Here is a 13,929-nt window from a genome sequence, read left to right on the forward strand (position 1 = left end):
GTATCAACACAAGTACCCACACAGATAATTGATTGCGAATTGTTAAAGAGCAGTGCTTCATTCCGAAGCAGGACGCGCATTTTACATCGTCCTAGTAGCAAGTCAAGCCGGTTTCGAAAATATTTCAGCAAACCACTTCACTTCACATCGCTTTTTGAGGGCTTTACTGCCATCTGCAAGCGAGGGCGCCATTTTAGGGATTTAAAACGCGCTGTCAAGGCTGATAATCAACTTTTTCGGCACTTTTCCATCCCGCTGCAAGGCTCTGTTATCTGCACCATCTCGCGTGCTAACCGGGCCCTGCTGGCTTGGGTCGGCATTATAGGGAGCCCTGTTGTGACTGCAAGCCTTATTTGTCGTTTTACGCTTTTTTGCCTAAAAAGACGACGTTTTGTCTTTTTTAACGGCAACGGCTGCTTTTAAGCGCTGCTTGCCATACAAAAATGCCTTCGCCAGAATGTTTCGATTCACCGGGATGTATTGATAGTCTGCAGCATTTTGTCCAGCCGCGGTATCGACATCGGGATCGTTTAAATAGACAAAATCGCTATCGACATCACAGAGCAATACCCAGTGCGGCGCTTTGCTACGATCAAACTGCCAGGTACTGATCAGCAGCAACACCAAAAATCCTTGGTTTAGTTTCTCCAGCACATCATTGAGGGTGAACTCAGTAATATGCACCGGAATATTGGCCTGAGTGCATTTTTGCTGCTCAATCTGGTGGACCCGCTCCAGCATTTGCTTCTTTTGTGGATTGCGTACCGAGTCGACAAACAGTGGCCCAGCTTGATTTAGCATGACTTCAACGTCAAAACCACGCTGCCAGGCAGCCAGTGCTAGTCCCCTTGGTCCGCAACCGCCATGCCCCGAGGTCATAAAGATGGTGGTGGCTTCGCGCCAGATTTCTAACTCCTGTGCGTAGGGATCGTAGGTATTCGGCTCGAAGTAATTCATCGCCATCAGTAAAGCAGCAGGGCCGCAGGTGAAAGGTGTTGTTTGCTGAATAAATTGAATGCCTTTATCCGTGTCTTGCTGCTGATAGCTGTACACGCGCTTTTGCATGCAGAGCGCGTCCGAGTGATCTTCATAAAAATCATGCCGAATAGCAAACTCCTGATAGCCCTGACGCCGGTACAAGGCAATAGCACCGTCATTATCGGGCCTAACCTCCAGTCGTAAAAATACACAACGCCGCTGCCGGGCTGACAGTTCTGCATGCGCTAACAACAGCTGTGCAAAGCCTTGTTTGCGCTCTGTTGGCAATACCGCAAGAGAGTACAACCGGGCCAAGCTAATGCCCCGTCGATACAACACCAGGAAATAGCCTACCAGACGGTTATTTTTTTCCAACACTTGCAAATCACTGCGTTTATCGAGGATAAAGTGCCGAAAGCTACGACGACTTAAGCGATCAGCATCAAAGCAGGCTTGCTCGAGCTGCACCAGACCAGCCAGATCCTGCAACACAGCATCGCGGATACAGAGATCTTTGCTTTCCATAGGCACCTTTTCTGTTATGTCATGGCCCGGCATTGCACGTTGTTTTCAGCCAACAGGCAAGACAATTTTTTTGCTGATGACGAGTAAATGATTTCATTGGGCAGCAATCTGCACTAGTGTCTACAATACAAGAAATGCATTTTCTCGGAACAGGATATGTCTAAGTTATTAATCGTAGTAGATAAGCTACAAGATTGGGGACCTTTCTTTCAATATGATGGCGTCATGACTCTGGCCGATTACCTAAAGTGGCAAGGCAAATCCCGCCAACGCGTGCGCTTAATTAACCTGTGTCGGCAATCGCAGTACCTGGGCTCCGGTTACTATTGCTCCTTGCTGGCCGAAGCCCGCAACCATCACGCTATCCCTTCCATTAAGGTATTTAATAAATTTAATCGGGACGAAATTGCGGATGTGATTGATGATATACCGGTGGCACTGACGAAACAGCTAAATAAAGCTTTGGCAGACAACCCTGAAAGCCAACTTACGTTTCAGCTTTACTTTGGTGAAACCAATGAGCGTTCGCTGAAAAAAGTAGCCGATTATCTGTTTGAAGCTTTTTCGGTACCTATCTTACACGTTGATTTGATTAAAAAGCAGCAGTGGCAAGTCAAAACCATCCGCATAGGGAGTTTGCACAAGCTAACGGAGTCACAACAAACACAGTTTGCCGAAGCACTGGAGCGCTTTAGTCATAAAATCTGGCGACTGGAACCTAATAAGCGGCAATTTAAATACGATCTGGCCGTTTTAATGGATCCAAAAGAGCAATTTCCACCTTGCACCCCCCGCTCCATTGAGTTGTTTTGCAAAGCCGCCAAAAAGGCGGCCATGGATACCGAGATCATTGGTGCACGTGATCATCAACGGTTAGCTGAATTTGATGGTCTTTTTATTCGCGAAACCACAGCAGTGAATCACCACACTTTTAAGATGGCCTTGAAGGCGGAGCGAGAAGGACTGGCGGTGATAGATGATCCGAACTCCATTTTACGCTGCAGCAATAAAATTTACCTGCAAACACTGTTTGAACAGCACCAGGTACCGGTGCCGGATGGCTTAATGCTGTTTAAATACGATGCAGATAATCTGGAGCGGGCTGCTGATTTACTTGGGTTACCCATGGTGTTGAAGATCCCGGATGGCAGTTTTTCCCGCGGCGTAGTAAAAGTAAAAACCATGACCGAATTGCGGCAAAAAATGACGGAGCTGTTTGAGCAAAGCGCCATCATTCTGGCCCAGCGTTATACCTTTACTGAGTTTGATTGGCGTATTGGCGTTTTAAATGGTCAAGCGCTTTTTGCCTGCAAATACTTTATGGCGCGCAATCACTGGCAAATCTACAAGCATGGCAGCGGCAAAACACAAAGTGGTGCTTTTAGCACCTGTGCCGTCAATGAGGTGCCTGCTCATGTGTTGGATGCCGCCATCCGCGCCTGCGCGCCCATTGGTGACAGTCTATACGGTGTCGATATTAAGCAGGATGGTGACCGGGTTTATGTCATTGAAGTCAACGACAACCCGAATATTGATGATGGTGTGGAAGATTTGTTTTTGGGCAACAAGCTATACGACTTATTGGTAGAAGACTTTATCCGCCGCATAGAGCTAAAACGGTAGATCTTAAAACAAAAAAACCGGCTTTAAGCCGGTTAATTTGGTGCAGATGGAGAGACTCGAACTCTCACGCCCTTTCGAGCACTAGCACCTGAAGCTAGCGTGTCTACCAATTCCACCACATCTGCGTGGTATGTTGGGCATCGCTGCTCAACATGGCGCACAGTATAGCGAGTTCCAAAAAGCTGTCAACTGCAATATGGCACATTTTAACGGCTTTTGTGTCACTCGCTTATTTGCTGTGCAAAGCGGTTATTTTCCATTCTTTTTCAACAAACCAATCTCTTCCAAACGCTGCATTAAGTAGTCGTTGGAGTTGATGGGCTCAGGGTAGCGATTTGGATTCTCCGCGCTGATGCAGCTTGGCAAGGTCTCAATGACAAAATCCGGATTTGGGTGCATAAAAAATGGGATCGAGTAGCGAGGCTCCCCAGCTGCTATACCAGCCGGATTCACCACCCGGTGGGTGGTGGATGGCAGTACATGGTTGGTTAACCGCTGCAACATATCGCCGATATTGACCACGATGGTGCCTTCAATGGTGGTGACCGGCAGCCAGCTACCATCCCGGCGCAAAATTTCTAGCCCCGCTTCATTAGAACCGACCAATAAGGTGATGAGGTTGATGTCTTCGTGCTGACCAGCCCGGATCGACTGGGTGCTGGTGTCCTGGATTGGCGGATAATGGATCGGCCGCAGGATCGAGTTACCAAAATTCACTTTATCGGCAAAGTACTGCTGCGGCTGGCCTAAAAACAAAGCCAGCGCTTCCAATACCCGGTTACCCAGCTTTTCCAGCTCGCTGTATAGCCGGTAAGTCGCCTCTTTAAAACCAGCGACTTCAGACGGCCAGACATTGGGATACAAACTTGGGTGGGGTGCAGGGCCTTCCAGCTCCCGACCGACATGCCAGAACTCTTTCAGATCCGGATGATTGGAGTCTTTAGCTTTTTCAACGCCAAAGCCGGTATAACCGCGGGCACCGCCTTGCCCTGGCAGATGGTACTTGGCTTTCACCTCATTAGGCAGCGCAAAAAACTGCTTAATGGCTGTGTATGTATTTGCTACCACGTCATCTGAAATACCATGGCCGCTAATGCCACAAAATCCAAATTCAGTGTAGGCCTTGCCAATTTCGGCAACAAAGTTATCTTTGTCGGTGGCAAACCGTCTTATATCTAACGTTGGAACTTGCTGTGTCATATAAAAGACCTTTTAGCCTAAAGAAAAAAAGAACCCTGCAATGGCAGCGCTCATTAAGTTGGCCAATGTTGCTGCCAGCAAGGCTTTTAAACCCAGTGCCGCAATATCAGCCCGACGACCGGGCGCCATACCGCCCAAGCCACCTAATAGGATCGCAATGGAAGAGAAGTTAGCAAAACCACACAAGGCAATAGTCACAATCACCTGGGTATGGGCACTCAATTGCTCTTTCACCTGAACATAGTCAAGGTAAGCGACAAACTCATTAATCACCAATTTCTGGCCAATAAAACTGCCCGCCATGCGGGCTTCGTCCCAGGATACCCCTAAGATAAAAGCCAGTGGTTGGAACACATAACCGAAGATCAATTGCAGTGTCAGATTATCGATACCAAACCAACCGCCAATGCCACCGACCATGCCATTAATGAGTGCAATCAAACCAATAAAGGCCAGCAGCATGGCGCCAACATTCAGCGCTAACTGCATACCGCTGGAAGCACCCGCGGCCGCAGCATCAATCACATTGGTATGCGGTTTTTCCTGAGTAATTTCGGTCAGTTCATTTTTTGGCTGTTCGGTTTCCGGCAATATCATTTTCGCCATCAAAAAACCACCAGGTGCTGCCATAAAGCTGGCGGCGATCAGGTATTTTAATTCCACACCCAGTCCGGCATATCCTGCTAAAACAGAACCAGCTACTGAAGCCAGCCCCCCCACCATCACGGCAAAGAGCTCCGAGCGGGTCATGGTTGGCACAAAGGGCCGGACGATCAGAGGGGCTTCCGTCTGACCGACAAAAATATTGGCTGCTGCCGACATCGATTCTGGCCGGCTGGTACCTAGCAGCTTTTGCAAGCCACCACCAATCAGCCGGATCACCCAGGTCATAATGCCAATGTGATAGAGCACCGCTATCAGGGATGAAAAGAAAATAATGATGGTGAGCACATGGATGGCAAAAATAAAGCCTTGTGAAAAACGTCCTAAATCACCAAATAAGAATTCTATGCCGGCATTGGCATAACCAATCACATTGGCCACCACCTGTGAGATGCTGTACAACACATCCTGACCGAAAGGAATGTACAATACAAAGGCACCAATCGCGACTTGGATTGCAAAAGCACCACCTACGGTGCGCCAGTTAATGTGTTTTTTGTTATTCGATGCCAGCCAGGCCACCAGCAACAGCACCGCTATACCAACTAATCCCATCATTCCCCTGGTCCTTGTAATTATTCCGCCAGTAACTGGCGAATTTTTGTTTTTATAATGTCGATAGCAATCTGATTTTTACCACCCCGGGTCACCACCAGATCGGCAAACTGCTTTGAGGGCGCAATAAAATCAAAAAAGGCCGGCCGTACGGTATCTTCGTATTGTTCGACCACCGATTGCAGACTGCGGCCTCTATCTTCCAAATCACGACGAATACGGCGCAATAAACAAATATCGAGCGGCGTATCCATAAAGACACTGATATCAAATTCGTCACGCAGTAGCGGATCACTCAGCAGCAAGATCCCCTCGACCAGAATGACTTTCGCCGGTTGCACCTGAATGGTGTCTGGCAAACGGGTATGGGTTTTGTAGCAGTACTGCGGCATAGCAATGGCTTTACCCGCGCGCAGTTCCTGCAAATGCTGTCCCAGCAATTTATGCTCAAACGCCGATGGATGGTCATAGTTGGTCAGAGTACGCTGTTCAAACGACAAATGACTTTGGTCGCGGTAATAAGCATCTTCCGCCAAAATGGCAATGCGCTCACCGCCCAGCTCCTCTACCAACTCCTGATAAACTGTTGATGCAAATAAACTTTTACCTGAGGCAGAAGCGCCGGCTATGGCGATAATAGTGTTCTTAGCCACGTTGTTGTCACTTTCCAATACACACAAAGAACAATTATCGCTAAAAAAGACCGATATAGAAATAAAAAACCGGCCCAAAGGCCGGTTTTATCAGGATAAAGCTTTATTAGAAGCGGTAACGAACACCAACTTTAGCAGACCAAGTTGAGGCGCGCTCATTGTACTGAGTTGCAAAACGTGGAGACGCATCAAATGCAAACCTTGGTGCGCTATAGATATAGCCACCAGTATCAGGATCTACGTCTACACCAGCAAACCTTAACCCTGTATCAGCGAAACTTACGGTATGTCTTTGATTTTCTGTAAAGATAGCCAATACGTTTTTAATATCAACGTAAAAGGACCCTTTATGCCCCGAGACAAAGCCTGGGATCTCTTGCTCAAAGCGGAAATCAAGGTTGGTATTCCAAGGTCCACGCTTAGCATTCCGAGGCGCGTAGCCACCAGCATACTTCTCTAAACCAGCAGCACGAATGTGCTCAGCAAGTTGCTCGTAACTGAAACCATCAGCATAACCGGCAATATTGGGATCATTTGGGCCTGTTGGAATATATGGTAAATAGTTGACGGAGCGCCACAACCCTTGGCTGGAACCATCACCAAAAGCTCTTACACCATCGCTTGAACCAACTTCTGTATCCAGTGCCCAACTGTAGGGGCGTCCAGAGAAGCGATCCCAAAACAGACTAAATGTCGACGCATAACCTTGGAAGAACTCAGTTCTGTAATTTAGAGCGATCATAAAACGATGCGCTACCTGATAGGATGCAACGCCAGTTCCAGGGTTTTGCTTATCAATAGCAGTCTGGAAGTTGTAGTTGGAGTGTGCAGTTGAAGACCCGCCAGCAGTTACGTTGGTCACATCTTGGTTTGTATAAGAAACACGGAAATCTAAACCATTATCCCAACTATTAGACAGACTGAAGGTGGAGACAATTCCACGACCACCCGAGACATTAGTGAGCATAATGTCATAACGCTCAGTATTGAAGCCGCCAATAGTATTCGGCCGGTCGCCAGCTAAAGGATCCCAGTTAACATACAGTGGTCGACCACCCAAAGTTGTTATTTGCTGCCCATTTTCATCCAATAAAGGGGCTTTGGATAAGTCAACCCAAGCAACCTCGCGATCATTGTCTGTATAAATCACTTCAGCAGAAGCAAACCAATTGGCCCCCAGAAATCCCAGATCCAGGTTGTTGTAGTCAACTGCCAAGCTATAGCGTGTATCCACTGGCATCTTGAAATTTGGATCGATTGGAGTTGTATTACCATCACCGGAAGCAAGTGCATCTCTCATTTCTTGAGGTACTTGGGTTATATCGGTGTTTGCCACATTACGTAAATCCGGCGCACTTACAATCGTTACACCATCATTGGTATAAGCATTTGAAATCCAAACATTCGGGCGGCCACCAGAGAAACGCCCAAGCCCACCGCGTAAGGTAATATCATCTGTTAAAGTATAATTGAAGCTGATGCGAGGCAACCAAAGATCCAAACCATCCATGTTATTTGTGTTCGCAAAACCATAGCGATCAAAGAAATTTTGGTTAAAGGTTGGTTCAGCACTGGACAACTGACGCTCATAACGTAATCCAAAGCTTAATGAAAGATCCCAATTAATATCCCAAGTATCTTGCACATAAAAAGCGATGTTGCCATAGCTGAAGTCTGCGGCGCCATCCGCAGCAACATTGCTAATCGCATTTTGATATTGAATGCGGTTTGCCAGGCGAGATTCAAAGTCAGCTAGGCTATTGAATGCGAAGACACCCAGGGAGTTCTGCACAAACTCATTAAAAACACTAATTTTTGAGTACTCTGCACCGAATTGGATTTGGTGTTCATTCAGTAAATATTCACCATGGAATTGCAATTCTAAAGTAGAGTTATCTAAATAGTTTGCATGACGCGAGCGATCTGGACCTAAGTTTATCTGAGTACGCCCATTATCAAAGTTTTCTGCAGGAGTAACAGTCACATTAACAGCACCATAATTACGGCCCAAAAGCGGGTCCTGCAGTGTTTCTACGCTCTTATAGGATGCTTTAATTTCTGTGCTAAACTCTGATGTCCAATTTGAGTAAAGTTGAGCGGCAAAGCTATCCAAAGTTTGCTCACGGCTGTACCAAGATGAACTAAGGTTTAAGTTGTTGCCACCGGTAGTGGCACCATTTGTGTTTACATCCTGTGCTCGCTGATAAGTAAACGCTAAACGTTGATCTTGACTTATATTCCAGTCCAGCTTTACTAGCAGCTTTTCATCACTTTGTTCAGGACGAACATTCCAATCGCCCGGGTCAACACCATAAACATCTCGCGCTATACGTTGGATTGACTCGATTACCCTAGGATCAATGTTTTTTTGCTCAGCGGCAGACGAGCCAAGAGGCCCTTGAGCGATGGATGTAGGCTCTTCATAACGCTCATAGTTAACAAAGAAAAATAGATGATCGCGCAGAATTGGTCCACCTAAACTAAAGCCATAAGACTCTTCTTTAAAATCTAACGCTGGCTTGTTTCCAGTGGGGTTGTACTTACTAACTGGTGGATTTCCAGCCAAACCATCACTGGCATATTCATAAAAAACGGAACCAAAGAAATCATTGGTTCCAGAACGGGTGACCGCATTAACGCGCGCGCCTGCAAAACCAGAATAGCGCGCATTAAATGGAATTGCTTGGATCGATACCTGCTCAATAGCATCAATTGAAATTGGTGACCTATTGGTTGGATAACCGCTGTTGTTCAAACCAAAATCATCATTCTGCCCAATGCCATCGACAGTGATACTGTTGTAACGAGGGTTTTGACCAGCAACTGATAACGAACGGTTTGCATCACCCAGATCAGTCGCTAAAGGATTCAACCGAACAATATCACGTAGATCTCGATCGAAGGTTGGCATGGTTTGAATGTCTCGCTCACCCCAAGTGCTTGAAGATCCTGACTGGAACATACCTTGGTTAATACGTGTTCCAGTAACCGCAATACGCTCAACATCCGAAGCCTCCAGTTGTTGATTCAAACGATAGGGGTCACCCAGCGATAGGAAAATATTATTCAACTCCACATCACGGTGTACATCAGAATCGATGATCACACGGTAAGGACCTCCAACACGCAAACCAGAGGCAACAAAGTTACCCGAGGCGTTGGTGACGGTTTCTGTACGGGTACCGGATGGGATATGCTCAATAATGATACGGGTATTTGGAGCTGCATTACCGGTTGGGCTTAAGATCTGCCCGCGCATGGAAGAGGACGTTTCTGCGATGGCAAACTGGCTAGCACCCATTGCAAGGGCTACTGCCATAGCTAAATGTTTAATTTTCATATCGTTTCACCTGGTAGTTTTCGAATTTATACCCAATCCATTTGAATACATAGACTGTGTTCAATTTGGGTAGATATCCTAACGAATGATTGTGACGTTTTTTTTACGCCGAACCGAACAGCTGGGGAACTTTTTCCCTAACGGCGCATCTAACTCGTTTGGTCATACAATTGTAACATGAGCTGGTCTGAGTTGCGTACTTTCTAATGCAATAATTTCGCAGAAATTTTCTTCATCTATCGAATAGTTTTGCTGCATATCCAATGGCAAAGCCCTTCACAACGGGCGCTTAATTAAAATAACAACCGCTGGTCATGGGAAGCAAAAAACACTACCATCACTTCGATTGTTCACTGTATTGACCGGAATTGACGCATGGCTGACTCTGCTGTAGTTCGTGTTGCTACCTTCAACGTCAGCATGGAAGCTGGCAACTACCTGCCAGCAGGTCAGCAAGGGGACCAAAGGGTGTTGGTTGAACGCTTAGCCACCGGCACAGAACCGCAAATTCAAGCCATTGCCCGCATTATCCAGCTCACCCGGCCAGATGTTATTTTACTCACCGAGTTTGATTACATTGCATCCCCCGCTGAGGGCGCTGAAGCCTTTTTAAAGAACTACTTAGCCGTCTCCCAACAAGGCAGCGAGCCTATCGACTACCCCTACTACTTTTATGCCGAAGTCAATAGCGGCCAACCCAGCCCCTATGATCTAAACCGGGATGGCAAAACCAGTGGTGTCGGTGCTGATGCCTGGGGCTTTGGTTTTTATCCCGGCCAGTACGGCATGCTACTGCTATCACGTTATCCTATCCTTGCGGATGAGGTACGGACTTTTCGTCAGTTCAAATGGCGGGATATGCCAGGGCATTTGAAAACCTCCCAGCCAGATGGCAGCCCCTGGTACGACGAAGCGGCCTGGCAACAATTTCCTTTAACATCTAAATCGCACTGGGATCTGCCGCTCAATATTAACGGTAAACGGCTGCATCTGTTTGCCAGCCATCCTACACCACCGGTATTTGATGGCCCAGAGAAGCGCAATGGCAAACGCAATCATGATGAAATCCGTTTTTGGGTCGATTACATCAGCGACGTACAAGGGGATTATCTCTACGACGATAATGGTTTGGCGGGCAGCTTTGACAGCAAGGCGCCTTTTGTCATTGTTGGCGATTTGAATGCATCGCCAGTAGAAGGAGATGCATTCAAAGCGGGTATTCAAAGCCTGCTGGCGCATCCGCGCATCCAGGATCCAATACCCACCAGTCGGGGTGGTATGGAGCACAGCCCGAATACCCCGTATGCAGCTCAGCACACAGCAACCTGGCGGATGCGGGCTGATTATGTGCTGCCAGGCAAAGTCGGCATTGCAGTGATCGACAGTGGCGTCTTCTGGCCAGCCCCGGATGAAGCCGATTACGACTTGGTTGAAACCCGCCAGGCCAGCTCGGATCATCGGCTGGTCTGGGTCGATATCCGACTGAAGTAAAGTATTTTAGCCTTGTTGCTCCACCAAAGGCGCACTGTAGCTAAGCTCGGTATCCCAAGGCAGTTGGATCCAGGTATCTTGTTCAATGTCCGTGACATAAACATCCACCAATGGCTTTCCCTGTGGTTTGGCATAAATCGTTGCCAGGGTGGCCCTGGGGAATTGCTGCTTCAGCACCCTGGCGGTTTCACCGGTATCGACCAAATCGTCCACAATCAGCAACGACTCATCATCCTGCCAGTCGCAACCTTTTAGCACCGACAAGTCGCCTTGCTGATCATGCTGATAACTGGCTATGCAAATGGTATCAAGCAAACGGATGTTGAGCTCCCGGGCCAAAATGGTTGCTGGTACCAAGCCACCCCGACTAACAGCAAGAATGCGCTGATAGCGGCCGGTAAGTAGTTTCGCGGCTAGCTCACGACTGGCACGGTGAAACGCCTCCCAGGACACATAAAACATCTTATGATTGGTCATCGACATAAAATTTAGTCCACCAGGCCGAGCGCAATTTCAACCATGTCGTTAAAGGACGTTTGCCGAAGCTCAGCACTTAACGACTCACCGGTACGGATATGATCACTTACCGTCAAAATACTCAAGGCTTCGATGCCATATTCGGCAGCCACGCCATAAAGGCCGGCAGCTTCCATTTCGACGGCCAGCACACCGTACTTTTCCAGAGTATCGAACAAGGTCGGATTCGGGTTGTAAAACAGATCCGAGGTAAAGACATTGCCGACCTGTACCGGAATATTTTTTTGCCGCGCTGCCGCGACGGCTTTCTCTATCAAACTAAAGCTGGCCATGGCCGCAAAATCCATGCCCTGCAGCCGGTTGCGATTAACCGCCGAATCGGTACTGGCGCCCATAGCAATCACCACATCCCGCACTTTCACTGCATGAGGTAAGGCACCGCAGGAGCCAATACGCACAATGCGTTTCACGTCGTAAAACTTTGCCAGTTCAGTGGCATAAATAGACATGGAGGGTACGCCCATGCCAGATCCCATCACGGTGACCGTTTTGCCCTGGTAGCTGCCGGTATAGGCATACATATTACGTACTTCATTCACGCAGCGCACGTCCTGTAAAAACCTGTCGGCAATATGTTTAGCCCGAAGGGGGTCACCTGGCATCAGCACAGTAGCAGCAATATCACCTGGGTTGGCTGCAATATGAGGAGTAGTCATACAGATATTCTCTTATTAGGTCGTTAATTGCTTAAAAAATGAATCGCCATAAGACATGGCTTCCAGCGAAAAAAAGTCGGTCAATGTCTGGCCTATATCAGCAAAGCTGTTCCTCTGACCAAGATCAACGTCAGCCATCCCTTTGCGGTAACACAATACTGGAATAAACTCCCTGGTATGTTCGGTACCTGGCCAGGTAGGATCACAGCCGTGATCAGCGGTCAGCAGCAAGAGCGTATCGTCATCCAGTGTTTCAATAACCTCAGGTAAACGGCTATCGAAATACTCCAGCGCTTCACCATAGCCTATGGGATCGCGTCGGTGACCATAATTCTGGTCGAAATCAACCAGATTCGTGAAAATCAGACTGTTGCTGCCAGCTTGTTGCATCTGCTGCAGCGTGGTATCAATTAGCGCCTCCAGCCCAGTCGCTTTCAACCCCCGGCTAATGCCCTGGTGAGCATAAATATCGGCAATTTTACCAATACTGATGACTTCACCGCCCGCCTCAGTCAGTTTATCCAGCACAGTGGGCGCAGGCGGCAGCACCGAGTAATCACGGCGGTTACCGGTACGGGCATAGGTGTCCGGGCCAGCCCCTAGAAATGGCCGGGCAATCACCCGGCCTATGTTGTATTCATCCAGCAAACGGCGGGCAGCCTGACAAAAGTCCAGTAGTCTCTCCAGGCCAAAGTGCTCCTCATGGGCGGCTACCTGAAATACACTGTCGGCGGAGGTATAGCAAATGGGTTTACCGGTTCGTACATGCTCATCACCCAGCTGTTTTAGGATCTCGGTGCCGGAAGCATGGCAGTTCCCCAGAATCCCCGGTACGCCGGTCTCAGCGCACAATTTGGCGATCAATTCCTGTGGGAAACTATCCGTTTTTTGCTGGAAGTAGCCCCAATCAAACAACACGGGCACACCAGCAATTTCCCAGTGACCACTCGGGGTATCCTTGCCACTGCTGAGCTCGGCTGCATAACCATAGGCTCCTGCCACCTGAGCTGCATCCTGCACCAAAATGGTTTGATCCGATGCCGCTCTGGCCGCACGAATCAAGCCAAGCCCGGCCAAATGAGGTAACTCCAACTGACGACCTTTGACTTTGACAAACTCTCTGGCAATGCTGGCTAAGGTATTGGCACCAACATCACCAAAACGTTCTGCATCGGGCGCACAGCCCACACCAAAACTATCCAGTACCAGGATCACAGCCTTTGTCATCATCGCCTCGCTTTGCTGAATGGGTTCTCATCAGCATTGATGGGATTGTTGGAACAGTATATCAAGTTTCCAAAAAAAATGATGTTAACAAGGGGGATTGGAAAGGTGCAAACAATCGGACTACCGAACACATCGCGAGATGCCGTAATTACGGACTCAACTCAATACAAGAAAGTTGTGATAACACAAGACGGGAATGGTGCCCAGAGGCGGAATCGAACCACCGACACGAGGATTTTCAATCCTCTGCTCTACCGACTGAGCTATCTGGGCATACAGTGCCTGAAAAGGCAAAACGTTTTAGTTGCAAGCACCAGTCTTAGCAGGAAAGAATGGTGCCCAGAGGCGGAATCGAACCACCGACACGAGGATTTTCAATCCTCTGCTCTACCGACTGAGCTATCTGGGCAACGGGGAGGTATTAAACGGATTTTGCCAAAGCAAGTCAATCATTTTTTTTCTTCCAGCAAGCGTTCGCTTA

Annotated in this window: 10 protein-coding genes and 3 tRNA genes; 2 read left to right on the plus strand and 11 right to left on the minus strand. The window is 48.1% G+C overall.

Annotation, left to right across the window (positions count from 1 at the left end; genetic code table 11):
- Positions 1 to 375: 375 nt before the first annotated feature.
- Complete coding sequence (locus BLW37_RS11930) at positions 376 to 1,503, minus strand: GNAT family N-acetyltransferase/peptidase C39 family protein (protein ID WP_091343185.1); 1,128 nt, start codon at positions 1,501 to 1,503, stop codon at positions 376 to 378.
- 156 nt (positions 1,504 to 1,659) lie between these two features.
- Here BLW37_RS11930 and BLW37_RS11935 point away from each other — a divergent pair, with 156 nt between their 5' ends.
- On the plus strand, positions 1,660 to 3,126 hold the full coding sequence (locus BLW37_RS11935) for a RimK family protein (RefSeq protein ID WP_091343187.1): 1,467 nt from the start codon (positions 1,660 to 1,662) through the stop codon (positions 3,124 to 3,126).
- A gap of 38 nt (positions 3,127 to 3,164) precedes the next feature.
- Here BLW37_RS11935 and BLW37_RS11940 read toward each other — a convergent pair.
- The 5 genes from BLW37_RS11940 to BLW37_RS11960 form a co-directional block, all read right to left on the minus strand.
- A tRNA-Leu gene (locus BLW37_RS11940) sits at positions 3,165 to 3,251 on the minus strand.
- A 124-nt stretch (positions 3,252 to 3,375) separates the two neighbouring features.
- On the minus strand, positions 3,376 to 4,326 hold the full coding sequence (locus BLW37_RS11945; protein ID WP_091343188.1) for an isopenicillin N synthase family dioxygenase: 951 nt from the start codon (positions 4,324 to 4,326) through the stop codon (positions 3,376 to 3,378).
- A 12-nt stretch (positions 4,327 to 4,338) separates the two neighbouring features.
- Positions 4,339 to 5,547: a NupC/NupG family nucleoside CNT transporter gene (locus BLW37_RS11950; RefSeq protein ID WP_091343190.1), complete on the minus strand. Its 1,209-nt coding sequence runs from the start codon at positions 5,545 to 5,547 to the stop codon at positions 4,339 to 4,341.
- A 17-nt stretch (positions 5,548 to 5,564) separates the two neighbouring features.
- Positions 5,565 to 6,197, minus strand: coding sequence for a uridine kinase (udk, locus tag BLW37_RS11955; RefSeq protein WP_091343720.1), 633 nt, complete (start codon positions 6,195 to 6,197; stop codon positions 5,565 to 5,567).
- 106 nt (positions 6,198 to 6,303) lie between these two features.
- Positions 6,304 to 9,537 (minus strand): TonB-dependent receptor, encoded by a 3,234-nt coding sequence (locus tag BLW37_RS11960; protein ID WP_091343191.1) that lies wholly within the window; start codon positions 9,535 to 9,537, stop codon positions 6,304 to 6,306.
- A 375-nt stretch (positions 9,538 to 9,912) separates the two neighbouring features.
- Here BLW37_RS11960 and BLW37_RS11965 point away from each other — a divergent pair, with 375 nt between their 5' ends.
- Positions 9,913 to 11,028 carry an endonuclease/exonuclease/phosphatase family protein gene (locus BLW37_RS11965; RefSeq protein ID WP_091343193.1) on the plus strand — a complete coding sequence of 372 codons (1,116 nt, stop codon included), beginning with the start codon at positions 9,913 to 9,915 and terminating at the stop codon, positions 11,026 to 11,028.
- 6 nt (positions 11,029 to 11,034) lie between these two features.
- On the opposite strand, the gene gpt is transcribed toward BLW37_RS11965, so the two are convergent.
- From gpt to BLW37_RS11990, 5 genes are all read right to left on the minus strand, one after another.
- Positions 11,035 to 11,511 carry a xanthine phosphoribosyltransferase gene (gpt, locus tag BLW37_RS11970; RefSeq protein WP_091343195.1) on the minus strand — a complete coding sequence of 159 codons (477 nt, stop codon included), beginning with the start codon at positions 11,509 to 11,511 and terminating at the stop codon, positions 11,035 to 11,037.
- A gap of 5 nt (positions 11,512 to 11,516) precedes the next feature.
- Positions 11,517 to 12,221 carry a purine-nucleoside phosphorylase gene (deoD, locus tag BLW37_RS11975; RefSeq protein WP_091343197.1) on the minus strand — a complete coding sequence of 235 codons (705 nt, stop codon included), beginning with the start codon at positions 12,219 to 12,221 and terminating at the stop codon, positions 11,517 to 11,519.
- 15 nt (positions 12,222 to 12,236) lie between these two features.
- Positions 12,237 to 13,448 carry a phosphopentomutase gene (locus BLW37_RS11980; protein WP_091343722.1) on the minus strand — a complete coding sequence of 404 codons (1,212 nt, stop codon included), beginning with the start codon at positions 13,446 to 13,448 and terminating at the stop codon, positions 12,237 to 12,239.
- 197 nt (positions 13,449 to 13,645) lie between these two features.
- A tRNA-Phe gene (locus tag BLW37_RS11985) sits at positions 13,646 to 13,721 on the minus strand.
- A 60-nt stretch (positions 13,722 to 13,781) separates the two neighbouring features.
- Positions 13,782 to 13,857, minus strand: a tRNA-Phe gene (locus BLW37_RS11990).
- Positions 13,858 to 13,929: the final 72 nt, after the last annotated feature.

Origin of the sequence: Alkalimonas amylolytica (assembly GCF_900107845.1) — a bacterium.
Taxonomy (GTDB): domain Bacteria; phylum Pseudomonadota; class Gammaproteobacteria; order Enterobacterales; family Alteromonadaceae; genus Alkalimonas; species Alkalimonas amylolytica.